Source organism: Kitasatospora sp. NPDC004614, from assembly GCF_042873675.1.
GTDB lineage: Bacteria > Actinomycetota > Actinomycetes > Streptomycetales > Streptomycetaceae > Kitasatospora.
On record NZ_JBIALR010000012.1, the window covers coordinates 205,019 to 230,605 of the forward strand.

At 72.2% G+C, this 25,587-nt stretch carries 26 protein-coding genes and 1 pseudogene; 16 read left to right on the top strand and 11 right to left on the bottom strand.

The window, feature by feature from the left end:
* Window positions 1-135: 135 nt before the first annotated feature.
* Together ACFYST_RS24245 and ACFYST_RS24250 are read left to right on the top strand one after the other, a co-directional pair.
* Window positions 136-1,401, top strand: a complete 1,266-nt coding sequence (locus tag ACFYST_RS24245) for an Ig-like domain-containing protein (RefSeq protein ID WP_387865386.1) — start codon at window positions 136-138, stop codon at window positions 1,399-1,401.
* 110 nt (window positions 1,402-1,511) lie between these two features.
* Window positions 1,512-2,873 (top strand): hypothetical protein, encoded by a 1,362-nt coding sequence (locus ACFYST_RS24250; protein WP_387865389.1) that lies wholly within the window; start codon window positions 1,512-1,514, stop codon window positions 2,871-2,873.
* Between the two features lie 147 nt (window positions 2,874-3,020).
* Here the strand turns inward: ACFYST_RS24250 and ACFYST_RS24255 are convergent, their stop codons facing one another.
* The gene (locus tag ACFYST_RS24255; RefSeq protein WP_387865392.1) at window positions 3,021-3,230 is read right to left on the bottom strand and encodes a hypothetical protein; all 210 of its coding nucleotides are present in this window, start codon (window positions 3,228-3,230) and stop codon (window positions 3,021-3,023) included.
* Here ACFYST_RS24255 and ACFYST_RS24260 point away from each other — a divergent pair.
* Window positions 3,229-3,720, top strand: a complete 492-nt coding sequence (locus ACFYST_RS24260) for a DUF1203 domain-containing protein (RefSeq protein WP_387865395.1) — start codon at window positions 3,229-3,231, stop codon at window positions 3,718-3,720. The genes ACFYST_RS24255 and ACFYST_RS24260 overlap by 2 nt on opposite strands.
* 7 nt (window positions 3,721-3,727) lie before the next feature.
* On the opposite strand, the gene ACFYST_RS24265 is transcribed toward ACFYST_RS24260, so the two are convergent.
* From ACFYST_RS24265 to ACFYST_RS24275, 3 genes are all read right to left on the bottom strand, one after another.
* On the bottom strand, window positions 3,728-4,093 hold the full coding sequence (locus ACFYST_RS24265; RefSeq protein ID WP_387637941.1) for a cupin domain-containing protein: 366 nt from the start codon (window positions 4,091-4,093) through the stop codon (window positions 3,728-3,730).
* Between the two features lie 115 nt (window positions 4,094-4,208).
* Window positions 4,209-5,324: a hypothetical protein gene (locus tag ACFYST_RS24270; RefSeq protein WP_387865397.1), complete on the bottom strand. Its 1,116-nt coding sequence runs from the start codon at window positions 5,322-5,324 to the stop codon at window positions 4,209-4,211.
* Between the two features lie 19 nt (window positions 5,325-5,343).
* Window positions 5,344-6,993: a M48 family metallopeptidase gene (locus ACFYST_RS24275; protein WP_387865400.1), complete on the bottom strand. Its 1,650-nt coding sequence runs from the start codon at window positions 6,991-6,993 to the stop codon at window positions 5,344-5,346.
* 166 nt (window positions 6,994-7,159) lie between these two features.
* On the opposite strand from ACFYST_RS24275, the gene ACFYST_RS24280 reads away from it, so the two are divergent.
* Complete coding sequence (locus tag ACFYST_RS24280; protein WP_387865403.1) at window positions 7,160-8,314, top strand: cystathionine gamma-synthase; 1,155 nt, start codon at window positions 7,160-7,162, stop codon at window positions 8,312-8,314.
* Window positions 8,315-8,414: 100 nt separating this feature from the next.
* Here the strand turns inward: ACFYST_RS24280 and ACFYST_RS24285 are convergent, their stop codons facing one another.
* Window positions 8,415-8,855: a MarR family winged helix-turn-helix transcriptional regulator gene (locus ACFYST_RS24285; RefSeq protein WP_387637931.1), complete on the bottom strand. Its 441-nt coding sequence runs from the start codon at window positions 8,853-8,855 to the stop codon at window positions 8,415-8,417.
* 89 nt (window positions 8,856-8,944) lie between these two features.
* Between ACFYST_RS24285 and ilvA the strand changes: the two genes are divergently transcribed.
* From ilvA to ACFYST_RS24300, 3 genes are all read left to right on the top strand, one after another.
* Window positions 8,945-10,156 (top strand): threonine ammonia-lyase, encoded by a 1,212-nt coding sequence (gene ilvA, locus ACFYST_RS24290; RefSeq protein WP_387865405.1) that lies wholly within the window; start codon window positions 8,945-8,947, stop codon window positions 10,154-10,156.
* A gap of 223 nt (window positions 10,157-10,379) precedes the next feature.
* Window positions 10,380-11,390, top strand: a complete 1,011-nt coding sequence (locus tag ACFYST_RS24295) for an ATP-binding cassette domain-containing protein (protein WP_387637925.1) — start codon at window positions 10,380-10,382, stop codon at window positions 11,388-11,390.
* Window position 11,391: 1 nt separating this feature from the next.
* Entirely contained in the window at window positions 11,392-12,252 is an 861-nt protein-coding gene (locus ACFYST_RS24300; RefSeq protein ID WP_387637923.1) for an ABC transporter permease, read from the top strand.
* A 78-nt stretch (window positions 12,253-12,330) separates the two neighbouring features.
* Here ACFYST_RS24300 and greA read toward each other — a convergent pair whose 3' ends face one another.
* The gene (gene greA / locus ACFYST_RS24305; protein ID WP_387637920.1) at window positions 12,331-12,828 is read right to left on the bottom strand and encodes a transcription elongation factor GreA; all 498 of its coding nucleotides are present in this window, start codon (window positions 12,826-12,828) and stop codon (window positions 12,331-12,333) included.
* Window positions 12,829-13,120: 292 nt separating this feature from the next.
* Entirely contained in the window at window positions 13,121-13,543 is a 423-nt protein-coding gene (locus tag ACFYST_RS24310) for a DUF4307 domain-containing protein (RefSeq protein ID WP_387637918.1), read from the bottom strand.
* Between the two features lie 160 nt (window positions 13,544-13,703).
* Between ACFYST_RS24310 and mca the strand changes: the two genes are divergently transcribed.
* Together mca and ACFYST_RS24320 are read left to right on the top strand one after the other, a co-directional pair.
* Window positions 13,704-14,573, top strand: a complete 870-nt coding sequence (gene mca / locus ACFYST_RS24315) for a mycothiol conjugate amidase Mca (RefSeq protein WP_387637915.1) — start codon at window positions 13,704-13,706, stop codon at window positions 14,571-14,573.
* Between the two features lie 58 nt (window positions 14,574-14,631).
* A complete protein-coding gene (locus tag ACFYST_RS24320; RefSeq protein WP_043915807.1) occupies window positions 14,632-14,823 on the top strand; it encodes a hypothetical protein in 192 nt (63 codons plus the stop codon).
* A 3-nt stretch (window positions 14,824-14,826) separates the two neighbouring features.
* Here the strand turns inward: ACFYST_RS24320 and ACFYST_RS24325 are convergent, their stop codons facing one another.
* A complete protein-coding gene (locus tag ACFYST_RS24325) occupies window positions 14,827-15,390 on the bottom strand; it encodes a Uma2 family endonuclease (RefSeq protein ID WP_387865407.1) in 564 nt (187 codons plus the stop codon).
* Window positions 15,391-15,679: 289 nt separating this feature from the next.
* Here ACFYST_RS24325 and ACFYST_RS24330 point away from each other — a divergent pair, with 289 nt between their 5' ends.
* Complete coding sequence (locus tag ACFYST_RS24330; RefSeq protein WP_387865410.1) at window positions 15,680-16,033, top strand: hypothetical protein; 354 nt, start codon at window positions 15,680-15,682, stop codon at window positions 16,031-16,033.
* Complete coding sequence (locus tag ACFYST_RS24335) at window positions 16,030-16,281, top strand: hypothetical protein (RefSeq protein WP_387865413.1); 252 nt, start codon at window positions 16,030-16,032, stop codon at window positions 16,279-16,281. The genes ACFYST_RS24330 and ACFYST_RS24335 overlap by 4 nt, the downstream gene beginning before the upstream one ends.
* On the opposite strand, the gene ACFYST_RS24340 is transcribed toward ACFYST_RS24335, so the two are convergent.
* Window positions 16,272-17,225: a hypothetical protein gene (locus ACFYST_RS24340; RefSeq protein WP_387637906.1), complete on the bottom strand. Its 954-nt coding sequence runs from the start codon at window positions 17,223-17,225 to the stop codon at window positions 16,272-16,274. The two genes, ACFYST_RS24335 and ACFYST_RS24340, sit on opposite strands and share 10 nt — an antisense overlap.
* The gene (locus ACFYST_RS24345) at window positions 17,222-18,634 is read right to left on the bottom strand and encodes a phenylacetate--CoA ligase family protein (RefSeq protein ID WP_387865416.1); all 1,413 of its coding nucleotides are present in this window, start codon (window positions 18,632-18,634) and stop codon (window positions 17,222-17,224) included. The genes ACFYST_RS24340 and ACFYST_RS24345 overlap by 4 nt, the downstream gene beginning before the upstream one ends.
* A 398-nt stretch (window positions 18,635-19,032) precedes the next feature.
* Here ACFYST_RS24345 and ACFYST_RS24350 point away from each other — a divergent pair, with 398 nt between their 5' ends.
* Window positions 19,033-19,890 carry a helix-turn-helix domain-containing protein gene (locus tag ACFYST_RS24350; protein WP_387865418.1) on the top strand — a complete coding sequence of 286 codons (858 nt, stop codon included), beginning with the start codon at window positions 19,033-19,035 and terminating at the stop codon, window positions 19,888-19,890.
* Between the two features lie 36 nt (window positions 19,891-19,926).
* A pseudogene (locus ACFYST_RS24355) lies at window positions 19,927-20,054 on the top strand (DUF255 domain-containing protein); the annotation flags it as partial.
* Between the two features lie 51 nt (window positions 20,055-20,105).
* Here ACFYST_RS24355 and ACFYST_RS24360 read toward each other — a convergent pair.
* Window positions 20,106-21,104 carry an ArsR/SmtB family transcription factor gene (locus ACFYST_RS24360; RefSeq protein ID WP_387865421.1) on the bottom strand — a complete coding sequence of 333 codons (999 nt, stop codon included), beginning with the start codon at window positions 21,102-21,104 and terminating at the stop codon, window positions 20,106-20,108.
* A gap of 68 nt (window positions 21,105-21,172) precedes the next feature.
* On the opposite strand from ACFYST_RS24360, the gene ACFYST_RS24365 reads away from it, so the two are divergent.
* The 3 genes from ACFYST_RS24365 to ACFYST_RS24375 all read left to right on the top strand — a co-directional run bounded on the left by ACFYST_RS24365 (window position 21,173) and on the right by ACFYST_RS24375 (window position 25,424).
* Entirely contained in the window at window positions 21,173-22,426 is a 1,254-nt protein-coding gene (locus tag ACFYST_RS24365) for an MFS transporter (RefSeq protein WP_387865424.1), read from the top strand.
* Window positions 22,427-22,469: 43 nt separating this feature from the next.
* Window positions 22,470-24,506 (top strand): thioredoxin domain-containing protein, encoded by a 2,037-nt coding sequence (locus ACFYST_RS24370; protein WP_387865427.1) that lies wholly within the window; start codon window positions 22,470-22,472, stop codon window positions 24,504-24,506.
* Window positions 24,507-24,572: 66 nt separating this feature from the next.
* On the top strand, window positions 24,573-25,424 hold the full coding sequence (locus ACFYST_RS24375) for a GNAT family N-acetyltransferase (protein WP_387865429.1): 852 nt from the start codon (window positions 24,573-24,575) through the stop codon (window positions 25,422-25,424).
* Window positions 25,425-25,587: the final 163 nt, after the last annotated feature.

A 25,587-nucleotide genomic window follows, 5' to 3' on the forward strand; every position in this document is an offset into this window, starting at 1 on the left:
AGGCCCGGTCCGGAGATCCCTGGAACCTGAGGATCTCCGGACCGGGCCTTTTTGTCCGTTCTTTGGACCTCTTGAGTACTCTCGTATGATCTGCACATTTTTGAGTGATCTTGAGAGATCCAGGGACCGAGGAGCGTGGACGTGACCGCAGCCGAGAAGCAGGACGGGCCGCTCGGCGGCAGCTGGAGCCGGCGCGGCGTACTCGCCGGGCTGCTCGGCGCCCCCGTGCTGCTGCTGGCCGCGTGCCAGAGCGGCGACGGCAAGTCCACTCCGGTCGGCAGCGGTGCGAGCGCGGGCGGCCAGAGCCCGTCGACCAGCCCGAAGGCGTCCGTCGCGCAGATCGCCATCACCCCGGCCGACGGCGCGACCGCCGCGCCGTTCACCGCGCCGGTCACCGTCACCGTGCAGGACGGCACGCTCACCTCGGTCACCGTCACCGACGGCGCGGGCAAGCAGATAGCCGGCCAGCTGGCCGCCGACGGCGCCAGCTGGACCACCACCGCGCCGCTCATCAGCGGCAGCAAGTACACCGTCGCCGCCGCGGCCGAGGACAAGGACAAGCGCCCCGCGGACGCCAACGCGAGCTTCTCCACCGCCTCCCCGGCCAACACCTTCGTCGGGTACTTCAACCCCGAGGACGGCACCACGGTCGGCGTCGGCATGCCGGTGACGATCAACTTCAACAAGGCGATCACCGACCGCAAGGCCGTCCAGCAGGCGATCACCGTGGTCTCCGACCCGCCGGTGGAGATCGTCGGCCACTGGTACGACTCGACCCGGCTGGAGTTCCGCCCGCAGCAGTACTGGGCCAAGGGCACCACCGTCACGCTGAAGCTGCGGCTGAAGGACGTGGCTGGCGCCACGGGCGTCTACGGCACCCAGTCCAAGGACGTCACGTTCACCGTCGGCCGCAGCCAGACCTCGGTCGCCGACCTGAAGGCCGACACCCTCACCGTCACCACCGACGGCAAGGTCACCGCCACCTACCCGGTGATCGGCGGCTCGCCCGACCACCGCACCTGGGGCGGCAAGATGGTGATCTCCGAGCGCTACAAGGAGACCCGGATGAACTCCGCCACGGTCGGCCTGGGCAGCGAGTACGACATCCCGGACGTGCCGCACGCGCAGCGGCTCACCACCTCCGGCACCTTCATCCACGGCAACTACTGGTCGGCGGCGTCCCAGTTCGGCAACTCCAACACCAGCCACGGCTGCATCGCGCTGCAGGACGTGCAGGGCGGCAACAGCACGACCACCAGCGCTGCCCGGTTCTTTGCGAGCTCGATGGTCGGCGACGTGGTCGAGGTGGTCAACTCCGGTGACCGCACGGTGAATCCGTCGAACGGACTGAACGGCTGGAACATGTCCTGGGCGGACTGGAAGGCCGGCAGCGCGCTCTGACGCCCCGTCAGGCGGGGGAGTCTCTCACGACAAGGTGGGGGCGCCGTGAGAGTGTCCTAAACGAATGGTAAAAATATTCGCATGCGGGGGGGCATGCGGGTGTGTTGAGCTTGCCTCCGCGGCAGGGCCGATCGGGCCCGAGTTCCGCCTTCAGGCACAGGAGTTCAGCCATCAACACCGCCACCAGCCGGTCTGTCCGCGCCGGCATAGCCGTCACCACCGGAGCCGTCCTGATCGCCGCGGGCGTCACCGCCTGCGGTACCGCCGAGAAGCTGAGCGCCGGCCAGAAGGTCACCGGGGCGTTCAAGAAGCTCGGCGACGCCAAGTCGATGAGCCTCCAGCTCTCCTTCGACGCCACGTCGGACCAGATCGTCGCCTTCGGCAAGGCAGTTGACGACCCGATCGAGAAGAAGAGCGCGGACCTGCTGTCCGACCTGGTGCTGAATGTGTCGCTGAGCGCCGACAAGCCGCTCAAGGACACCGAGGTGTTCAAGTTCAACACCTCCGACACCACGAACGACTCGTACGACCTCAAGGGCGTGGCGGTCGCCTACTCGCTGAGCGCCAAGAAGTCCGGCAAGACCTACGCGGACGTCCGCCTGGTCGGCGAGCGGATGTACCTGAAGGCGGACGTCCGCGGCATCGCCGAGCTCGCCGGCAAGGACACCAAGGAGGTCGACGAGTTCGTCTCCGTGCTGCCCGCCGAGGCCGGTCCGATCAAGGACGTGGTCGACGGCAAGTGGGTCTCGCTGGACGTGAAGAAGATGCAGGACGAGATCAAGAAGTCGAAGGCCCCCGGCGCCGACGCGGGCGTCAGCTCGGGCTCGCCGCTGGACGCGATGCCCGGGATGGACCCGGCGGAGCTCCGGGGCCTGGTCAAGTCGGTGAAGGCCGTGATCTCCAAGAACACCTCGGTGGAGGACAAGGGCAAGTCCGGCGACGCCGACGTCATCGAGGTCTCCGCCCAGGCGCGTCCGCTGATCGAGGGCCTGGCGAAGACCGTCGAGAAGGCCGCCACCGGCAAGGACGCCCTCCCGTCGCTGCCGACCGGCGACTTCGAGGACATCCCGGACCGCAAGATCGCCGCCGACGTGATGATCAAGGGCGGCAAGGCGCAGGCCATCACCTTCGACCTGATGCAGCTCGCCGACAAGCCCGACGCCTCGGCGCACTTCCCGCTCCGGCTCGGCATCAACTCCGACGCGCCGGCCATCGACGCCCCCAGCGGCGCCACCGAGCTCGACCTGCAGAAGCTCGGGGAGGCCTTCATGTCGATGGCCGCCCCCGGTGGCAAGGCCGGCGGCAAGGGCAGCGGCTTCGGCTCGGACGGCCCGGACGCCACCCCGCTGACCGACGCACAGTACGCCGAGCTGGCCGCCGCCGGCATCGACCACGACAAGGCCAAGAACCTCAACGCGGCCGGCCTGTCGTTCCAGGACATCAAGGACTTCGCGGACGCCATCAAGGGCTGACCATCAGTCAACCCCCGTTCGCCTCACGGCCCGTCGCAGCCCCGGTTGCGGTGGGCCGTCGCCTTGCTCCGGCTCGGCCCGGCCAGTCCATCTCCGCGTAGATCATCTCGCCCATGTCGCAAGTGATCGCGACGCGAACACAAGTGATCACGGCGAGGAGGTCATCCCTGCGGAGACTATCTCCGCGTAGATCATCTCCCCCGGCGCCAACGCGGACACGATCGCTGCAGCCCCCGCCACCGACAACGCCGACCCCGAGCGTGCCGCGCAGCTCGCGCCCGCCAGCAGGTGGTGCCGCAGCGCGACGTCCGGAACCCGCCGGACCGCCGCGCCCGGTTCGCGCAGGCTGGGGGCCATGAACACCACCGACACCACCCTCGACGTGCGGGCCGTCCCCGCGCAGACGCTCGCCGAACTGCGGCGGCTCGACGACAGCGGGCGCTGCCACCCCGTCACCGTCACCGAGGACGGCGGCTCGCCGCTGCGGTGCTGCCTCACCCGGGCCCGCCCCGGCGACCGGATCGTTCTGCTGTCGTACGCGCCGCTGCGGCGCTGGGCCGAGGAGACCGGCTGCGACCCGGGAGCGTACCTGGAGACCGGGCCGGTGTTCGTGCACGCCGACCCGTGCGAGGGCTTCGCGGGCGGCTGGCCGGACGGCTTCCACGGCGGGCAGCGAGTGCTGCGGGCCTACTCCGCGAACGGCCGGATCCTCGGCGGCCGGGTCGGCGAGCCGGACGAACTGCCCGAGCTGGCCGCCGAGTTGCTGACCGACCCGGAGATCGCCGTGGTGCATGTGCGGGCTGTCGAGTACGGCTGCTTCATGCACGAGGTGCGGCGGGCCGGCTGAGCGGGAATCAGCTGCGCTTCGCGTAGTCGGTGAAGCCCTGCCAGTCGAGGACCACGCAGGCCACGTCGCCCAGCACCCAGGCGTCGTGGCCGGGCGGGCAGATCATCACGTCGCCCGCGCCGAACTCCTCGGCCTGGCCGTCGTCCATCTCGATCCGCATCCGGCCCGAGATCACGTACCCGGCGTGCGAGGCCTGGCAGCTGTCGGTGCCGGCGATCGGCTTCACGTGCTTCGACCAGCGCCAGCCCGGCTCGAACACGCCCCGGCCGACGCCGCCGGACTTCAGGTTCACCAGCGATACCTGCCCCTTGCCGTCTTCGAACGGGCGGACCTCCTCGGGGGAGTCCAGATTCATCCGTACCAACCCGGCCATTACCACTCACCTCCGGCCGACAACGCCCCGTGCCCCCGTCGCCGGGCTCGGCAACGGGGGCACGGCTGACGTTCCCATCCTCGGCAACCGTCGCGGATCGCGCCAGGCACGGCGGTCAGTCCGCGGTGGCCGCCAGCACGATGTCGATGCGCCGGGTGACGAACCTGTCGACCGGGTCCGCCCAGTACGTCCACGGCTCGGGGACGATCGGGCCGAGCGCCCGCAGGTGCGGCATCGCGTCGGCGGGCCGGCCTGCCTGGGCCAGCACCCAGACCAGCCAGCCGTGCGCGTAGCGGCGGTGGCGGTCGTCGGGGTCGGCCAGTTCCAGGTCGGCCAGCACCGCGGCCACGGCGGCCTGCACCTCGGGGGCGGTGTACGGCTCCTTGTTCCCCTCGAACTGCTCGAAGTACGCCTCCAGCTTGAGCGCGGACAGCAGGCTGCCCTTCGGGGCGGCGGCGATCGCGGCGTCCACGAAGGCGTGCATCTCCTCGTGGCTGCCCTTCCACTTGGCGCACCAGTACTGCAAGGCGCCGGTGTGGGCGGAGAAGTTGTGCGGGTCGCGGGAGACGATCTCCTGCCAGAGCGCCCGGAAGCGCTCGTTGTCCCAGCTCTGGCCCATCGCCAGCGGGATCTGGGCGACGAACGGCAGCGGGTCGGCCGGGTCGGCGAGCCGGACGGCCTCGGCGGCGGCCGCCTCGGCGTCGCCCAGCACCTTGCGGAACGCGGCCCAGCGCTCCGAGGTGACCGCGGCGGCCCGCTGGCTGGTGCGCACGTTCCAGGCCAGCACGACCAGCGAGTCCTGGGCGAGGATCGCGGCGTCCGCGTTGTCCGGCTGCTCGGCGCGCCAGGCCAGCAGCCAGGCGTCGTTCTCGGCGGCGGGCTCCGCGAAGCGGCGCATCAGGCCCCGGCGCCGGTCGTGGTCGCCCGCGGCGGCGGTGAGCAGGTCGGCGACCGGGTGCCAGTCGCCCGCCTCGAGGGCGGCCAGCGCCGCGTCCACGTCCGGGCCGGCCAGGCCCGGATCCAGGATCAGCTCGTCCCCGGGGACCAGTCCGTGGTCGGCCGGGTAGATGGTCCGCCGCTTCCGCTCCGCCTCCTCGTACCGGGCGATGGTGGCCTTGGCCTCCTCGGTGCGGGCGTTCAGAGTGGCGACGCGGCGCTTCATCAGCCAGGGGGCCAGCTTGAGGGCGGCGATCAGGACCAGCGGGATGAGCAGGATCAGACGAGCGTCCATCGAACGGTTCTCCGGGGGGTCAGGACTGCGGGTCGGCCGGGGCGGCGGCCTCGGCCAGCAGGGCGCGCAGCGGGGCGGTGTCGGGTACGTCGGCGACGGCGGCGTCCAGCGCCGCGGGCAGCCGCTCGCCGGTGTCGCCGGGCAGCACCAGGGCGGCCGGGCGGCTCCAGGACAGCTCCCAGCGGGCCTGCTGCCGCGAGGCCAGGGCGAGCACCGTCAGCGCGCGCAGGGCCCGGCGCAGCAGCGGGCGGTGGAACTCGCGGGCGGCCCGGCCGGTGGCCTGGGCGGACTCCTGGCTCTGCGGCAGCCGCCCGGCGATCTCCGCCGAGCGCCCGGCGTCCAGCGCGTCCAGCATCGCCTCGGCGGTGCCGGGCAGGCCGCTGTCGGTGAGCGCGCGCAGCACCGGCTCGGCCTCCTCGCGGGCGTACGCGAGCATCGCTTCGTGGACCAGCTCCGGCCAGTCCAGGCGGCGCATCTGCGCGGCCTCCGGGATCAGCGCCAGCGTCTCCAGCTCGGCCAGCCGCCGCTGCGGGTCGCGCAGCAGCCCGAGCGCGGGCCGGTCCTCGCCGAGGCCGGGCAGGCCCGGGGTGTCCGGCAGGGCCTCGACGGCGGCGACCCGCTGCTTGATCGGCGGGTGCGAGTCGTACGGGTCGGGCTGCTCGTCGGGCAGCTCCATGCCCATCCCGGTGAGCTCCTCGCGGCGCTCGGGGTCGGTCAGCAGGCGGTCCAGGCCGCCGAAGAACTGGCCGGGCAGCGGGAGCAGTCCGGCGCCCACGCCCATGGTGGCGTAGCTGTTCAGGTAGAAGCCCTGCGCGGCGTCCAGCACGGGGATGCGGCGCAGCGCGGAGGCGGTGGCGTCGCGGCCGGCGATCCGGGCGGCGTGCCGGTCGGCGGCGTACTCCTGGCTGCGGCTGATCGACTCGGACACCCGGAAGTACAGCTTGGCGTACAGGGTGAACAGCTTGGCGAGGTAGCGCTCGACGCCGCCGTTGCCCGCGTCCGTGTCGCGGGCCTTGCGGCCGCGGGCCTCCCGGGCGGCGTTCTTCGCGGCGATCTCGGAGGTCCGCTCGGCGACGTTCTGGTCGGCGCCGTGGTGCAGGGTCGCGATGGTGTGCCCGATGGCGGCGCGGCCGGCCACGGTGGCGGCCGCCAGGCGGACGTCGTTGTTGGCGTAGTGGCCGAACTCGTGGGCGAGCACCGAGTCCAGTTCGGCCTCGGTCAGGCCGATCAGCAGCGGCGCGCCGATCACCAGGTGGCGGGGGCCCGGTATCAGGCCGAGCAGCTTGGTCTCCTCGTACACGCCGGCGTTGACCTGCGGCACCAGGCGGATCTCGGCCGGGCCACGGACACCGGTGGCCGCGGCGATCCGGTCGACCCGGTCCCACAGCTCGGGCTGCTCCTCGCGGGTCAGCGGCAGGCCGTCGTGGCTGTCGTCACGCGGACGGCGGGTCAGGAACACCACCCGCACCACCGGGTAGGCGATGGCGGCGCTGAACAGCACGATCTTGGCCGTTCCCAGGCTGAACCGGCCGGTGTTGACGATCAGTTCGAAGTTCAGCCAGACCAGGCCGGCCACGATGGCCGCCGCGAGCAGGTAGAACCCGGCGAGCAGCGTGACCGCCAGCAGGGCCCGGGTGGAAGTGCGCATGCCGGTGCGCTCGGTGGACATTCCGCGCCCCCAAGAAGTCGATCGTGTGTGCGGCTGGCAGATCGTAGCGGTACGACCTGGCCCTTCGCGAAGCGATTGAGGTGGCGTCACGGCCGCCTGACGCGCCGCCACGACGGACCCGCCCAACCGCCACCCGTGATCCGTCCGCCGCACTAGGCTCGACCGCATGACCGAGCACCAGCTTTCCCACGGCTTCGAAACCCTCGCCATCCACGCGGGCCAGGAAGCGGACCCCCGGACCGGGGCAGTCGTGACGCCGATCTACCAGGTGTCCACCTACAAGCAGGACGGCGTCGGCGGACTCCGCGAGGGCTACGAGTACAGCCGCTCCGCGAACCCCACCCGCACCGCCCTGGAGGAGTGCCTCGCCGCGATCGAGGGCGGCTCCCGCGGCCTCGCCTTCGCCTCCGGCCTGGCCGCCGAGGACACCCTGCTGCGGACCATCCTCAAGCCCGGCGACCACATCGTGATCCCCAACGACGCCTACGGCGGCACCTTCCGGCTGTTCGCCAAGGTGCTGACCCGCTGGGGCGTCGACTTCTCCGTCGCCGACACCCACCACCCCGAGAAGGTGCGCGAGGCGATCCGCCCCAACACCCGCGCGGTGTGGGTGGAGACCCCCTCCAACCCGCTGCTCGGCATCACCGACCTGACCGCCGTCGCCGAGATCGCGCACGCCGCCGGCGCCCTGCTGATCGTCGACAACACCTTCGCCAGCCCCTACCTGCAGCAGCCGCTGTCGCTCGGCGCCGACGTCGTCGTGCACTCCACCACCAAGTACATGGGCGGCCACTCCGACGTGGTCGGCGGCGCCCTGGTGGTCGCCGACGCCGGCCTCGCCGAGCAGGTCGCCTACCACCAGAACTCGATGGGCGCCGTCTCCGGCCCGTTCGACGCCTGGCTGGTGCTGCGCGGCATCAAGACCCTCGGCGTCCGGATGGACCGTCACTCCGACAACGCCGCCCGGATCGCCGAACTGCTCTCCGCGCACCCGAAGGTGACGCAGGTGCTGTACCCCGGCCTGCCCACCCACCCCGGGCACGACATCGCCGCCAAGCAGATGAAGGCGTTCGGTGGCATGGTCTCGTTCCGGGTCGCCGGTGGCGAGGAGGCCGCCGTCGAGGTGTGCAACCGCGCGCAGCTGTTCACCCTCGGCGAGTCGCTGGGCGGCGTCGAGTCGCTGATCGAGCACCCCGGCCGGATGACCCACGCCTCCGCGGCCGGCTCCCCGCTCGAGGTGCCCGCCGACCTGGTGCGCATCTCGGTCGGCATCGAGTCCGCCGCCGACCTGCTCGCCGACCTGGAGCAGGCGCTCGGCTGATCGCCGTTCCGGCGCGGTTCAACGGCGGCTGTGCGGACCGCCGTTGGACCGCGCGGATGGTAATACCGTTTGTGCATTTGTGAGTTGAGCCACCTGGGCGTCAACGCTGGTTGCGCAGGCCGTCGTTGAAGCGTTCCAGCAGCGCGCAGAACAGCGTCCGCTCGTCCGCCGTCCAGTCGGCCGTCAGTTCGGCGATCAACTGCCGCCGCTGCTCGTGCACCTGCGCCAGGCGCCCGGCCCCGAGCGGGGTCAGTGCGAGCAGTGCCGCGCGCCGGTCGGCCGGGTACGGCACCCGGGCCAGCAGGTGTTCGCGCAGCAGCGGCGCGGCCTGCCGGGTCACCGTGGAGGAGTCCACGCCCAGCGCGGCCGCCAGTGTCTTCACATTGGCCGGCCCGCCGGCGGCGAGCTGGTCCAGCAGCAGGAACGCGGCCCGGTCGAGCGCCGCGGCGGCACTGATCCGCCGGGCGAACACCGCGACCTGGTAGGGGAGTCGGCAATCGGGGTCGGGGGCGTCGGGCACGTCGGGCGGGGGCAGGCTCATCGCGGCTCACGGGGGTGCGGGCGACTCGTGCCCAGCAGCGTACGCGCGCCCGGCGGGCATCGGAACCGCCTCGGCCTAGGCTGATCTTCATGCAGAACTGGCCGATCACACTCGACGACGTCCGCGGCGCACAGAAGATGCTCGCCGGGGTGGCCAGGGTCACCCCGATGCAGAGCAGCCGCCACCTGTCCGGGCTGGCCGGTACGCCTGTCCACCTGAAGTGCGAGAACCTCCAGCGCACCGGCTCGTTCAAGTTGCGCGGCGCGTACCTGCGGATCGCCGGCCTGCTGCCGGTGGAGCGGGCCGGCGGCGTGGTCGCCGCCAGTGCGGGCAACCACGCGCAGGGCGTGGCGCTGGCCGCCGCGCTGCTCGGTGTGCGCTCCACCGTCTTCATGCCGCTCGCCGCGCCGCTGCCGAAGGTCGCCGCCACCCGCGAGTACGGCGCCGAGGTGCGGCTGCACGGCGCCAACGTCGACCAGGCGCTGCAGGCGGCGCGCGAGTACGCCGACGCCACTGGCGCGGTGTTCATCCACCCCTTCGACCACTGGGACGTGATCACCGGTCAGGCCACCGTCGGCCTGGAGATCCTGGAGCAGTGCCCCGAGGTGCGCACCGTGCTGGTCGGCACCGGCGGCGGCGGGCTGCTGGCGGGCGTGGCGATCGCGATCAAGGCGCTGCGCCCGGACGTCCGGGTGATCGGCGTGCAGGCGGCCACCGCGGCGGCGTACCCGTTGTCGCTGGCCGCGGGCCGCCCGGTCTCGCTGGAGCGGTTCTCCACCATGGCCGACGGGATCATGGTCGGCCGCCCGGGCGACATCCCGTTCGAGGTGATCAACTCGCTCGCGGACGGGGTGCGGACGGTCTCCGAGGACGAGCTGTCCCGGGCGCTGCTGATCGGCCTGGAGCGGCTCAAGCTGGTGGTCGAGCCCGCCGGGGCGGCGCCGATCGCCGCGCTGCTGGCCGAGCCGGGCCGGTTCGAGGGCCCGGTGGTCGGCGTGCTGTCCGGCGGCAACATCGACCCGCAGCTGATGCAGCGGGTGCTGCGGCACGGCCTGGCCGCAGCGGGCCGCTACCTGTCGCTGCGGGTCCGGCTGGCCGACAAGCCGGGCGCGCTGGCGGACCTGCTGGGCGTGCTGACCCGGGTGGACGCCAACGTGCTGGACGTCGCGCACGTGCGGATCGACCCGCAGCTGGGCCTGACCGAGGTCGAGGTGGACCTGCACCTGGAGACCAAGGGTCCGGAGCACTGCGCGGCGGTGATCGGGGAGCTGCGCGAGGACGGCTACGTGGTCTCGCACTGACGGCGCGGCACCGGGCACGGCGCCGAGCCCCGGCGCCGAGACGCGGGTCACCTGTTCGGGTTGACGCGATATATCGCGAGTGGCAGCATCTTGCGATGTATCGCGAGCTTGCCGTTGGCGCGCTCAGGTAACAGAGTGGGTGATCTGCGCCCAAAACGGGCTCGTCCACCGACTCCACACCTCCGACTTCAGGACCCCGACTTCAGGGAGATGAGGCAGGACCATGGCGTCAGCCATCGAAGCCGAGAACCTGGTCAAGACCTTCGGTGACGTACGCGCCCTCGACGGCGTCAGTCTGGACGTCCCCGAAGGCACCGTGCTCGGACTGCTCGGCCCCAACGGCGCCGGCAAGACCACCGCCGTGCGCGTTCTGACCACCTTGCTCCAACCGGACTCCGGGCGGGCCACCGTGGCCGGCGTCGACGTCCTCAAGCACCCCAACCAGGTACGCAGCCTGATCGGCCTGTCCGGCCAGTACGCCGCCGTGGACGAGTACCTCACCGGCCGCGAGAACCTCCAGATGGTCGGCGAGCTCTACCAGATGAGCGCCCGCGACGCGAAGAAGCGGGCGGTGGAGCTGCTGGAGTGGTTCAACCTCACCGAGGCCATGGACCGCACCGCCAAGACCTACTCCGGCGGCATGCGCCGCCGCCTCGACCTGGCCGCCGCGCTGGTGGTCCGCCCGCCGGTGATGTTCCTGGACGAGCCCACCACCGGACTCGACCCGCGCAACCGGCTCGCGCTCTGGGAGGTCATCGAGACCCTGGTGGAGCAGGGCACCACGCTGCTGCTCACCACCCAGTACCTGGAGGAGGCCGACCGCCTCGCCCACGACATCGCGGTGGTCGACCACGGCAAGGTGATCGCCCGCGGCACCGCCGACGAGCTGAAGGCCCAGATCGGCGGCGAGCGCATCGAGGTCGTCGTGCACCGCTCCGACCTGATCCCCGAGGCGGTCGCCGCGCTCACCCCGTTCGCGAAGGGCGATCCGGCGGTGGAGAAGAACACCCGCCGGATCACCGTCCCGGTCAGCGGCGGCGCCAAGGTCCTCGCCGACGCCATCCGCGAACTGGACGCCCGCTCCATCGAAATCGACGACATCGGCCTGCGCCGCCCCACCCTCGACGACGTCTTCCTCTCCCTCACCGGCCACGTCACCGAGGGCGACGGCGGTGCCGACGAGGGCGAGCAGCCGGCGAAGAAGGGCCGTCGCGGCCACGGGAAGGACGCCTGAGATGACCACCGCACTGCCGGACGCGGCGATCGGCCCCGTCCCCGTAGCCCCCCGCCGCGGCGTCTCCGCCACCCTGCACGACTCCTGGGTGGTCGCGAAGCGCAATTTGCGGCGAATGACCCGAATTCCCGAAATCGTGGTCTTCGGTCTCATGCAGCCGGTGATGTTCGTGCTGCTGTTCTCGTACGTGATGGGCGGCGCGATCGCCATCCCCGGCGCCCAGCCCAGCCACGAGGTGTACATCGAGTACCTGATGGCGGGCATCTTCGCGCAGACCGTCACCTTCGCGGTGGCCGGTGCCTCGGCCGGTATCGCGGAGGACATGACCAAGGGCCTGGTCGACCGGTTCCGCTCGCTGCCGATGTCGCGTGCGGCGGTGCTCACCGGCCGCACCCTCGCCGACCTGGTGCAGACCGCGTTCACCGTGGTGGTGCTCGCCCTGGTCGCGCTGCTGGTCGGCTGGCGGATCCACGACGGCATCCTGAAGGCGCTCGCCGCGTTCGGCCTGCTGCTGCTGCTCGGCTACGCGTTCTCCTGGATCGGCGCGCTGATCGGCCTGTCGGTGCGCAGCCCCGAGGCCGCCACCTCGGCCGGCCTGATCTGGCTGTTCCCGCTGACCTTCATCTCCAACGCCTTCGTGCCGGTCAGCTCGATGCCCGGCTGGCTGCAGCCGATCGCCTACTGGAACCCGTTCTCCGCCACCGTGCAGGCCTGCCGCAGCCTGTTCGGCAACCAGCTCGGCCCGACGCCCGACGCCTGGCCGATGCAGCACGCCGTGCTGGTGTCGATCGGCTGGTCGCTGATCATCATGGCGCTGTTCTCCTGGCTGTCGGTGCGCAAGTACCGCCGCGCCGCAGGCTGAGCTTTCTGCTGGTGAACGACCGGACGGCCGCTCCCCCCCCCCGGGGGAGCGGCCGTCCGTCGTCGTGCTGCGGGAGGCTCAGCCGGAGAACGGCTTGGCGTCGACGATCTTCACGCCGGCCTTCTTGCCGTTCGGCAGCTCGTACACGGCGTCCTCGCCGACCGACTTGCCGGTGATGGCGCGGCCCAGCGGGGACTGCGGCGAGTACACGTCGATGTCGCCGTCGGTGACCTCGCGGGAGGCCAGCAGGAACTCCATGGTGTCGTCCAGGTCGCCGTCGAAGGCCACCGTCACCAGCATGCCCGGCGCCACCACACCGGAGTCGGCCGGAGCCTCGCCGACCTTCGCCCGCTCCAGCAGCTGGGACAGCTGACGGATGCGCGCCTCGGTCTTGCCCTGCTCGTCCTTGGCCGCGTGGTAGCCGGCGTTCTCCTTGAGGTCGCCCTCCTCGCGGGCGGCCTCGATCTTCTTCGCGATCTCGATGCGCCAGGGCCCGGTCAGGTGGTCAAGCTCGGCCTTCAGCTTGCTGTAGTGGTCCTGAGTGAGCCAGGTCACGTCGTCGTTGGTCTGGGTCACAGGGTGCTCCTCGTCGTGCTGGCGCTGCTGCGAGGGTGGTTCGGCAGCAGTGGGCGATTTTCTGGGCAGATGCAAAGCAACGCCCGCTTCCGTGCCATTCGGCAGGGAAGGGGCGAAATCACGAGCCTAACAAGTTCCCCGTACAGGCGGGAAGGGCTGCGGGGGGCGAGGCCGTCCCGCACCTTCGACTATGCGCTCGAAAGGGTGAGCGGAGCAAAGAGTGTTCGCTCACCCTTCCCGGCGGCTCCGGGCGTCTTCCGGCGCCTTCCGGCGCCTATTCGGGCGCGGGCCGCTACTTGTTGGGCGTGCAGCCGAGCAGCTCCGCGGTGGAGCCCCGGGAGGTGGTCCGCAGCGTCACGACCTTGTCGTAGCTGGTGCCCTCGGCCGGGATCTGGAAGTCCGACTGGCCGACCACCGCGCCGTCCGCGCCCTGCGTGCGGACCGTGCACACGCCGGAGGTGCCCTCGCTCTTGCGCACCGACAGCTGCAACTGGAGCTCGCTGTCGGACACCGGCTGGAAGGTCGGCACCGTACCGTTCAGCTTCGTCTCGCGCAGCAGGTAGGACGTGCCGAGCCAGGCGATCAGGCCCACCAGCAGCACCCCGAACACGACACCGGCGATCCGCAGCCGGCGGTCGGTCGTCCGGTCGTCGGACCGGCTGTAGCGGCCCACCGGGGGCGCGAGGGGCTGCTGGGGCGTAGGGCTCTGGTCCATGGCGCGGCTCGGTCCTTTCGCGGAGGAACGCTCGGCCGTCCGCGGGAATGGACGCGCCCTCCAGTCCGTCACTATAGGAGGGGCACGTCCGCGCCAGAGGCGGCGGGGGAGCCGGCCCGACGAAGCGGACATTTTTTGTTACCTGGAAGGGACCCAGGCGTTGAGCGAGCAGTTGCGGTTGATGGCGGTACACGCGCACCCGGACGACGAGTCCAGCAAGGGCGCCGCCACCATGGCGATGTACGTGGCCCAGGGGGTGGAGGTCCTCGTCGCCACCTGCACCGGCGGCGAGCGGGGGTCGATCCTCAACCCCAAGCTGCAGGGCGACCCGTGGGTCGAGGAGAACATTCACGAAGTGCGCCGCAAGGAGATGGACGCCGCCCGGGAGATCCTCGGCGTCCAGCAGGCATGGCTCGGCTACGTCGACTCCGGCCTGCCCGAGGGCGACCCGCTGCCCCCGCTGCCCGAGGGCTGCTTCGCCCTCGAGGACGTGGACGTGGCGGCCGGCACCCTGGTCAAGCTGATCCGCGAGTTCCGCCCGCACGTGATCACCACGTACGACGAGAACGGCGGCTACCCGCACCCCGACCACATCATGACCCACAAGATCACCATGGCGGCCTTCGAAGCCGCCGGAGACCCCGAGGCCTACCCCGAGGCCGGCGAGCCCTGGCAGCCCCTCAAGCTCTACTACAACCACGGCTTCCCGATGGGCCGCATCCGCGCCCTGCACGCCTACCTCACCGAGAACGGCCACGACTCGCCCTACGGCGAGTGGATCGAAGGCTGGGAGAAGTCCGGCCGTGCCGAGCGGGAGATCACCACCCGGGTCGACTGCGGAGAGTACTTCGAGATCCGCGACAAGGCCCTGATCGCCCACGCCACCCAGATCGACCCCGACGGCCCCTGGTTCCGCGTCCCGATCGACATCCAGCGCGACGTCTGGCCCACCGAGGACTACGAACTCGCGAAGTCCCTGATCGACACCGACCTCCCCGAGACCGACCTCTTCGCCGGCCTCCGGAAGTAACCCGTACGACCCACCCCCCGGTGACCCGGCCCGCGTAGGGCCGGGTCACCATGGATGAATGAGCACCCCCGTGAACGTCACCCAGCTCGCCGCCGACCTCGCCCTCGACGAAACCAAGGTCACCCCCGGCCTCCTCGGCTTCGTCGTCTTCGCCGTCCTCGGCATCGCCACCTGGTTCCTCCTGAAGTCCATGAACGCCCGCTTCAAGAAGATCGACTTCACCGAGCAGCCCGACCCCAAGGACGAGTGACCCTCACGGGGTGAGATCCACCTCCACGGCGAACGGCGCCGCGACCCGCACCTCCCCGGTGAACACCGGCCCGTCGCGATAGCTGCCGCTCGCCGGGTCGAGCACGTGCGTGTACACCAGCGGCAGCCCCGTCGCGGCCTGCTCGACCCGCCAGTAGAACCCGATCCCGGCCCGCGCGTACTGGTCGACCTTCACCACCCGGTCCGTGGTCTCCGACCCCGGCGACACCACCTCGACCACCAGCAGCACATGCTCCGGCCTGATCGGCACCACATCGATGGCGTCCGCCCGGTACACCACCACGTCCGGGCGCCGGTTGTTCAGCGGCACGTCCTGCAGACGGACGTCGAAGTCCGTGTCCGCGTTCCACTCCGCCCCGCCCGCGGCGTCCAGCGCGTTCGCCAGGACCCGGGCCAGCCGGTTGTGCCGAATCGACGCACTCGGGCTCACGACGACCATCCCGTCCACGATCTCGATTCCGCTGCACTGCTCGGCAGACCAGGACTCGTACTCCGATGCCGTGATCTGACGGTGCATCCAGGCGGGGGTGATCATCTCGGCCGACATGCCGTACCTCCTGAGCCGGGTCGAGCAGCCGTGTGCGCTCAGCGTATCGAGAGGGTCTGACTTCTAATCGGCGGAAGAGCTCTGGTCCGCCCGGGGTTGGTGCCTGGCGCGGCCGTGGACGCGTTCTCAAGGAGCCCCCGCATGTCCGCACACGCCCCCCCAGGTGGACCCCGTCACCGAACACCCGGTGGAGTGGTGGCCCCGGGGCCGGAGGCCGTTTCCGGAGGCGGAGCGGTGGGGGAGTGCCGGGGCGGTAGCGTGGGGGGCGGACCGAGCGTACGGAGGAGAAGTGGCCGCGCCGCCGGAATTTCCCATCGGTGAGTTGATCCCACGTCCGGAGCGGACGGCCGCCGCGCTCAAGGCGGCGCTGGCCGTGGTCGCGCCGGAGCGGCTGCCCGAGATGCTGGCCGAGCAGACGGAAGCGATCACGCCGGCTGTCGAGTCGGACAGCCTCGATCCCCTCCGCGGCTTCCTGCTGCGCTGGGCCGCCGTGGTCGAGATCGGGCGCGACCCGCAGACCGCGTCCAGGCTGCGCCGGGCCGAATACCTGATGCACGCGGCGACGGACCCGGCCGAGTCCCGCGGTCACGCCTTGGCGGTGAGCGAGATCATCCGCGGCGCATACCGGGCGCTCGGCGGATGACCTGGTCCTGGGAGTACCTGCCGGACGAGCAGTACGTCGCCGGTGACGCCCCGCCCGCCTTCGTCGCCGAGGTCGAGAGGACCGCCGACGAGCTGGTCCGCGCGGCAGCCGCCCGCTGGCTCGACGGAACCCTGTACCGAGGTGAGAACCCGAAGAGCGGGACGGCCTACCTCCCCGGCGGCATGGTCGAGTACCTGACGGTCGTTCGGCACGAGCAGAGCTGCATCGTCCAGGTCACCTATTGCTGAACCGCCCCTCGCGTCCCGTTTCCGGCCGCGGCAGGGGCCGCCAGGTCCGGTGACCTGCGGGCCGGCTGCCGGCCCGGGGTTCCGATTCGGTCGCGGCGGAACGTGAGTTCGGCCATCCGGCGTTCGGGGCCCCGGCGGCGGAGGAGGAGGTGGCCGATGAAGGCTGCCGGGCCGAAGAAGACCTGGGCCGGGATCAGGGCCGCGGGGTGCCCGGTGACGGCGTCGATGAGGTGCAGGGTGGCTACCGGGGCCACGGCGCCGAAGAGCACGACCAGTGTGATTCCGGTGCGCAGGCCTGCCTTGCCGTAGGCCTTGTAGGCGGCGGTGGTGAAGAGGGCGTAGGCCAGCAGGTCGCCCATGCCGAGTACGGAGCCGAGGTTCTCCCCGATGCGGAGCCCGGCCGCGGGGGCGAAGGGGTAGCCCTGGATCGCGTCGGACAGTTCCTCGGTCAGTGGGACGACCCAGGCGAAGAACGCGTCGTAGGCGGCGAGTGCGAGCAGGAACCACGCGACGTTCTTCAGCCGCATCCCGCCCTGGACGTTGATGTTGGTGGCGGAGACGACGACCAGGCCGACGACGCAGCTGTTGGCGATCCAGTACGGCGCGGAGGTGTCGCCGAATGCGAGGTGGGTGCCGAGCACGGCCGCGATCAGCGTGGCGATCAGCGCCCAGCGCAGCCGTCCGTCACCGATGACGGGCTGGTAGCCGACGGACAGCCCGCCGGCGAAGGCCAGCGCGAGTACCGCCGGCAGGACCGCGCCGGGCAGCGCCAGGTAGAGGTACGGCAGCGCCAGGACGAAGCCCATCATCATGAAGATGTCGGCGCCGTTGAAGACCCCGATCGGCGGCCGGGGGGTGCGGACGGTGCGGAAGTAGCCGACGGCGCCGACGCACACCGCGAGCGCCAGGGTGCAGCTGACCGCGAGCTGGAAGAAGACCGTCATGCGTGGCTCCGGGTGAAGGTGTGCTCCAGCAGGTCGCAGCGGAGCGGGAAGCGCAGTGCCGCTTCCGCGTCGTCCAGCGGCAGGACGGTGACGTCGGCGTCGATGCCCTCGGCCCGCAGTCGCATCGTCACGTCGGCCGCGCCGAGTTCCTTGGAGACGACCTCCACGTGCAGCCGGCCCCGGTCGGTGATCTCGGCCCGGTGGCGCAGCGGCCACGGCAGGCCGGGGGTGCCGTCCAGCGCCTCGACGATGTCGCGCGGGGTGACGATGGTGTCGGCGGTGCGGTAGAGCTGTCCGGCCTTGCCGAGGATGTGGGAGACCGCGGGGACCGAGGCGAGTTCGCAGGTGGGCTCGCCGTCCAGGGTGCGGACCACGTCACCGGTGTTGTACCGCAGGACGGGCATGCATTCCCGGTAGGGGAAGTACGGGGTGACCGTCAGCTCGCCGAGGCGGCCGGGCCCGGCGGGCTCGCCCGTCTCCAGGTCGAGGACCTCCGTGTACCCCATGTTGGGGTCGATGTGCAGGTGATGGTGGGTGCAGGTGCGGCCGCTGACGGGCAGCAGCTCGGTCATGCCGAAGGAGTCGCCGACGGTGCGTGCGCCGAAGGTCTCGCGGAAGGCGGCCGCCAGGTTGCGCGACAGCATCTCCCCTCCGGCGTAGACCGCGCGCAGCCCGAAGTCCTGCGGCCCGTATCCGCGTTCGCGGGCGACGCTCACCATGCGGGCGAGGTAGCTGGGGTTCCCGGTGAGCACCGTCGGCCGGGGGCCGGAGCGCCCGAGCAGGTGCTCGACGGACTCCTCGGGCGGGATCTGTCCGACGACGTGACAGGCGGCGTTGGCGAGGCGGCACACCTCGACGTCCTCCTGTACGGCGGCGGTCGCCCGCGAGCTGAGGTTGATCTGCATCCGGTCGCCGGGGCCGAGGTCGCCGCGGAGCACCAGGGACAGCGCGATCAGGGCGGGCCACAGCTCCATCTCGTAGCGGGAGAGCCAGATCTGGACCGGCGCGCCGGTGGTGCCGGTGGTTTGCGTCACCAGGTACGGGTCGCTGCACAGGAAGTCGGCGGGGCGGGCGAGCAGGTCGGCCTTGCGGGTCACCGGGATGCGGGTGAGCGTCTCGGTGGTGATCCCGTCCGGGTCCACGCCGGTGAGCCGTTCCCGGTAGAAGGGCGAGCGTTTGGCGAGCCTGCGCACGGTGCGCTGGAGCGCCCGGTTCTGCAGGTCGCGGCGCTCGGCCGGATCGGTGAACGGTCCGTCGGCCAGTTCGTCGACGTCGTCGCCGAGCGAGCCGAACTCCTCCAGCGTGACGAGCGCGTCGGCGACCAGCCGTTCCACGGCCCGTACGTTCAGCCGTCGGCCGAACACCATGGCCGTGGCCACCTGCACCTGCCGGACAGCGGTCTCCAGCACTGATGCCTCCCTCGTACCTCGAACAGGACGAAGGGGTGGGGGCGGCTCGCCGCCCCCACCCCCGGGGTTCTACGTCAGCTGGCCGAGCAGGCGCCGAAGAAGACGGCGGTCAGCGCGCCCATGACGTACTTGAACTGCTTGGCGCTCGTCTTGATGGAGCTCATAGCTGCCTCCTTGTGTGGTGCGAGTGGACGGCCCGTCTGAGCTCCGCAGGAGCTCCGGCGTTCCGTTCCCGGATGAAAAACACAGTGGCGCGATCATCGCGAGCGGGCAATGATCGGGTCCGTTCAACGGACCGGCGACTGAAGGGAACCCATACCGAAACCCCAACTGACCTGGTCCGAACGGGGAGTTGTGGGGCCGTCCGATCGGCGGCCCGGCATGAGAGGGGGGCCCTCATGGCGAGATCCGGCGCCGAGGGGCGCGGCGTGCTGGACGGCGCGTTCGCACTCATGGAAGTACTCGCGCACACCGACGAGGTGGGGCTGACCCGGCTGGCGAGCGACGCCGCGCTGCCGAAGGCCACCGCCCACCGGCTGCTCGGGCAGCTGGTCGCACTGGGCGCGGTGCAGAGTCACGAAGGCCGCTACCGGCTGGGCCCGCGGACGTTCCGGCTCGGGCAGGCCTGGCATCCGGCGCGCGCGCTGCGCGCCGCAGCGGCCCAGCCGCTACGGGAACTCGCGGCGGTCAGCGGCGGGGTGAGCCTGAGCCTGTCGGTGCCCGAAGCGGGACAGATCATCGTCGTCGGGGGCATGCGGGGCGAGGTGGACGAGGCCTTCCCGCTGTACTCCGGGGTCGTCCTGCCGCCCGGCAGCGCGGCCGAACTGGTCCTGGCGGCGGCCGCCCCGGTGCCGAAGCGGCCCGCGGGGTGGACGGAGGCCGCCTGGGCGCGCGAGGTCGCCGGGGTCCGGGAGCGGGGGCTCGCGTTCGACTACGAGCAGTGCGTGGATTCGCTGTCGTGCGTGGCGGCTCCGGTGCACTCGGCGTCCGGCCAGGTGGTGGCCGCCGTCGCGGTGACCGCCCTGGACGCGAAGCTGATCCCCCCGCTGGCCGACGCCGTGAGCCGCGCGGCGTCGATGATCAGCGGGAGGCTGGCCCGCCGGCCGCAGCCCGCGCCCAAGCCCCGCAGGGCCGCGCCGGCCCCGAACCGGGCCGTCAAGGGCTTCGCGGCCCCGGCCGATCCCGCCGCCGAGCCGGCGGGTGGTGCGGGGATCCTCCTGCCCCGGCCGCGCGCCCCGCACCGCCGGAGCCGCTGACCTGTCGCCGAGCCCCCAGGACCCACCCGAAAGCCGTTGCCGTGTCTGCTGCGGCATGCCGACAATCCGGCGGAGTGGTGGCCCTGGGGGCCGGAGGCTTTCGAGGACGGCGGAGCGGCGTGCCCGTTCTGCTGTCGGTCGGGTATGCGGCTTGTCACTGGTGCCAATGACTTGACGCAACCAGGCGGTCCTGACCTGGAGCGTTGCCAGACGACTCACGGGCCCGCCGCGCCGCCGACCAGCGCGTCCCCGAGCGCCGTACGCCGGTAGAGCACCGAGCGGCCGGACCGGGTGCGCGCCAGCAGCCCGCTCGCGAGGAGCACGGCCAGGTGGTCGCCGACCGCGCCGGGGGCCATCACGAGGCTGCGGGCCAGCTGACTGGTGCTGGCCGGTGCGCCCAGCTCCACCAGCAGCCGCGCCCGGGAGCGCCCGAGCAGCGCCGCCAGCGCCGCCGGATCGGGCGCCGCCCGCTCCCACAGGGAGGCGGTGCCGCGCGCCCGGTAGATCAGGGCCTTCGGCCACGGCTCCTCGTGGAAGGCCGCGACACCGGGCCACACCATCACCGAGGGCACCAGCAGCAGCCCCTGCCCGGCGAGGCTCACGTCCTCGTACACGCGGCGCAGCGGCACCGCAAGGTGCTGTCCCTGCCAGGCCAGCCCGTCCTGCAGGCCCTCGACCGCCTCCTTCCAGCCGCGCTCGCCGATCACCCCGACCCGGTGCACGACATCGCGTTCGCAGACCGCCCGCAGCTGCGGCCAGTCCGGGGCGAGCAGTTCGTGCCAGGCGCGGTCCAGCGCGTCGGCGACCGTCTCCACCACGCCGTCGGACTCCAGCAGTTCGCGTACTCGCGGATCACGGACACCCAGGTCACCGCCCGCCCGCCCGCGCAGCACGGCGTCGATCTCGGCGCGGGCCACCGCGACCGGCGTGGACCGGATCGCCGCGAGATCGTCGGCCCAGCTCTGGGCGAGCCCACGCGGCGGCGGGGCGACGAAGTTGGCGCCCGCCCTGCTGACCTGAAGCGCCAGCACGGCGTCCAGATGCGTCTCGCCGCGCAGTCGCGCGAAGCCCGGGGCGAGGCGCGCCGCCCAGTCGGCCGGCAGCGCCGCGTCCCGGCCGCTCAACCGGCGCAGCAGTCCGCAGAGCTCGAAGGCCGGGGAGAGCGCGAACCGGCTGTGCAGCAGGTCCTCGGTGGTGGCGGTGAAGCGGAGCACGCCGCCAGACCTTACGTCCCCGGGCGAATCTCTCGCACGCCCGCGCGGCCCGCACCAGGCTGCCGGGCATGACCACCACATCCCCGCCGCTGCCGGCCCCGGCGCCGCGAACCACCTACGGCCAGGTGCTCGCCGAGCCCCGATTCCGGCTGCTCTTTCTGACCCGCACCATCGGCATCACCGCCGACTCGCTGCGCATCACCACCTTCTCGGCACTGGTCTTCTCCGGCACCGGCTCCGCGCTGCTCAGCGCGCTGGCCTTCGGCGCGGGCTTCCTGCCGCAGCTCCTCGGCTCGCTGCTGTTCGGCTCCCTCGCCGACCGGTTCCCGCCCCGGGCACTGATCGCCGGCGGCTACCTGCTGGAGGGCACGGCGGCGGCCCTGCTCGCCCTGGTGCGGATGCCCGTCGCGGCGGGCCTCGCCGTCGTCGCGGTGCTCGCCCTCGCGACCCCGGCGTTCGGCGGCGCCTCCGCACGGCTCGTCGCCCGCTGGCTGAGCGGCGACGCGTACGTGCTGGGCCGCTCGCTCAACAGCATGGCCTCCAGCGGCGCCCAGCTCTTCGGGCTGACCCTCGGCGGCGCCGCCGTCGCGGCCGTCGGCCCGCGCGCGGCACTCGCGGTCGGGGCCGTCATGCACCTGCTCTGCGCGGCCGCCGTCCGGCTGCGGCTGCCACGGCTCGCGGCGGAACCCGAAGCGGGCGGCGGCGGCGCCATGCGCACGAGCCTGCGCGGCACCGGCGCGCTGCTGCGCCACCGCCCGGTCCGGCGGCTGCTGTTCGCCCAGTGGCTCCCGACCGCGTTCGTCACCGGAGCGGAGGGCCTGATCATCGCCTACGCGGGCAGCCACGGCTTCCCGTCCGGCTCCTATGCGGTCCTGATGGCCGCCCTGCCGGTCGGCATGCTGCTGGGCGACCTCCTCGTCGGACGCCGGCTGCGGCCCGCCACCCGCGAACGCATGGTGGTGCCCCTCATCGCCCTCATGGGCCTGCCCCTGGCCGGCTTCGCCGCCGACCCGGGCCGCCCGCTCTCCGCCGCCCTGCTCCTGCTCTCGGGCAGCGGCTTCGCCTACGGCCTCGGCCTGCAACGCGAGTTCCTCGCCGCCCTCCCCGAACAGGGCCAGGGCCAGGCCTTCGGCCTGCTGGGCTCCGGCAACATGACCCTCCAAGGCCTGGGCCCCGCCTTCTTCGGCACCGTCGGCGCCTTCACCGGCACCGGCCGGGCCATGGCCCTGGCCGGCCTCGGCGCGCTCCTCACCGCCACCTGGATCCTCACCTGGCGCCGCACCGACCCCGGCGAGCCGACCCACCCCACCCCCGAGCCGTGAGTCACGGCCCCCGGCACCACTCCCGATGCGTCAGGATGGGCACATGCCGAACCGTCTCGCGGGCGCGACCTCGCCGTATCTGCTGCAGCACGCCGACAACCCTGTGGACTGGTGGCCCTGGGGGCCGGAGGCGTTCGAGGAGGCGGAGCGGCGGGGTGTGCCCGTTCTGCTGTCGGTCGGGTATGCGGCTTGTCACTGGTGTCATGTGATGGCACATGAGTCGTTCGAGGACGAGGCGACGGCCGGGTACCTGAACGAGCGGTTCGTGGCGGTGAAGGTCGACCGGGAGGAGCGGCCGGACGTCGACGCCGTGTACATGGAGGCGGTGCAGGCGGCCACGGGGCGGGGCGGGTGGCCGATGACCGTGTTCCTGACGCCGGAGAAGGAGCCGTTCTACTTCGGGACGTACTTCCCGCCGGAGCCGCGGCACGGGATGCCGTCGTTCCGGCAGGTGCTGGAGGGGGTGGACACGGCGTGGACGGGGCGGCGCGCCGAGGTCTCGGAGGTGGCGGCGCGGATCGGGAAGGATCTCGCGGACCGGGCCTCGGTGTACGCGGTGGGGAGCGGGATCGCGCAGCCGCCCGGCGAGGGTGAACTGCACGCGGCCGTCGTGGAGTTGACGCGGTCGTTCGACGAGCGGCGGGGCGGGTTCGGCGGGGCGCCGAAGTTCCCGCCGTCGATGGTGCTGGAGTTCCTGCTGCGCCACCACGCCCGGACGGGCTCGGAGGCCGCGCTGGAGATGGTGCAGCGCACCTGCGAGGCGATGGCGCGCGGCGGGATGTACGACCAGTTGGGCGGCGGGTTCGCGCGGTACGCGGTGGACGCCACCTGGACGGTGCCGCACTTCGAAAAAATGCTGTATGACAACGCGCTGCTGCTGCGGGTGTACCTGCACCTGTGGCGCGCCACCGGCGACGAGCAGGCCCGCCGGGTCGTGCTGGAGACCGCCGACTTCCTGCTGCGTGAACTGCGCACCCCGCAGGGCGGGTTCGCCTCCGCGCTGGACGCCGACTCGCTGGACGAGGCGAGCGGGAAGACCGTCGAGGGCGCGTACTACGCGTGGACGCCCGAGCAGTTGACGGAGGTGCTGGGGGAGGCGGACGGCGCCCTCGCGGTGGAGCTGTTCGACGTCACCGGCACCTTCGAGCACGGCACGTCGGTGCTGCAACTCCTGCGCGACCCGGAGGACTTGGCCAAGTACCGGGAGATTCGGGAGAAGCTCGGGGAGGCCCGCGCGCAGCGTCCGGCCCCGGCCCGGGACGACAAGGTGGTCGCGGCCTGGAACGGCCTGGCGATCGCCGCCCTCGCCGAGGCGGGTGCGCTGCTGGAGCGCCCGGACCTGATCGAGGCCGCAGAGCGTGCCGCCGACCTGCTGATCGCCGTGCACCTCACGGCGGACGGGCGGCTGCTGCGCACCTCCCGGGACGGCGTCGCGGGCGCCAACGCGGGTGTGCTGGAGGACTACGCGGACACCGCGGAGGGATTCCTCGCGCTGTACGCGGTCGGCGGCGAGTCGTCCTGGCTGCAACTCGCCGGGGAGCTGCTCGACCTGGTGCTGCTGCACTTCACCGACGAGAAGTCCGGCGCGCTGTACGACACCGCCGACGACGCCGAGCAGCTGATCCGCCGCCCGCAGGACCCCACCGACAACGCCGCCCCGTCCGGCTGGACGGCCGCCGCCGGGGCGCTGCTCACGTACGCCGCGTACACCGGCTCCGAGCGTTACTGCACCGCTGCCGAACGGGCGTTGGGGATCGTCTCGTCGCTCGGAACCCGCGCGCCCAGGTTCACCGGCTGGGGCCTGGCCGTCGCGGAGGCGCTGCTGGACGGGCCGCGCGAGGTCGCGGTGGTCGGCCCGGCCGGGGACGCGGGGCGGGCGGCGCTGCACCTGGCCGCGCTGCGTTCGACCGCGCCCGGCGCGGTGGTCGCGGTCGGCGAGGTCGGCGACACCGAGGTGCCGCTGCTCGCCGACCGTCCGCTGCTGGGCGGGAAGCCCGCCGCGTACGTGTGCCGGCACTTCGTCTGCGAGCAGCCGACCGCGGACGTCGCCGAGTTGACGGAGCGCCTGCGCGCCCAGTGAGCAGGGGCGCCGCCGTTGGCCGGGAAAGTGCTGGTCAACGGCGGCGTCGGCGGGGGAGGATGCGCCATGGGCTGGACACTCACCACGTCACTGGACGACTTCCGCAGCGCAGCCGGGGAGTTCCTCGCGGCCGACCCCGTCGAGAACACCGTGCTGCTCACCATCCTCGACCGCCTCACCCGGGACGGCCTGCACGCGTACGGCGAACAGCCGCCGCGCTTCGGCTGGTGGCACGGCCCGGACGGCGCCGTCGCCGGCGCCTGCCTGCGCACCCCGCCGTACGGGCCGCGGCTCGGCCGGATGCCGGTGGCCGCCGCCGAGGAGCTGGCCCGCCGGCTCGCTGCCGACGGCGAACGCCCCGACATGGTGGCCGGCGAGCACGGCACCACCCTCGCCTTCGCCGCCGAATGGCACCGGACCACCGGCGTCAACTGGCACCTGGAGCGCAACGAACGGCTGTTCCGGCTCGGCGAGTTGACGCCCCCGCCGGCCCCGCCCGCCGGCCGTTCCCGGCTCGCCGCGCCCGCCGACCGGGAGACCGTCGCCCGGTGGCTGGTCGACTTCTGCGTGGAGGCCGAGGTCCGGCCGCCCGGCGACCCGTTCGCCGACACCGACCAGCGGATCGCCGCCGAGACCCTGGTGCTGTGGGAGACCGAGGACCAGCGGGTGGTCGCGCTCGCCGGGGCCAGCCCGGCCGTCGCCGGGATGTCCCGGATAGGCCCCGTCTACACCCCGCCCGCTGACCGCGGCCACGGCTACGCCAGCGCGCTGACGGCCGCCGCCACCGTGCACGCGAAGTCGCGCGGCGCGGACGAGGTGCTGCTGTACACCGACCTGTCCAACCCCGTCAGCAACGCGATCTACCAGCGCCTCGGCTACCGGCCGGTCAACGACGCGGCCGAGGTCGCGTTCAAGTAGCGGAGGCCGCGTTCAAGTGGCGGAGGTCGCGTTCAAGTAGCGCGCCACGAAAGGGCCCTGAGGAAGACGGCGGTTTCTAGGGGTCGTTGCAACACGTGGTCGGTTGTCTAGGCCGCGATGAGTTTATGCAGGCGCTCGGCTGGGGTTTCCCAGCCGAGCGTTT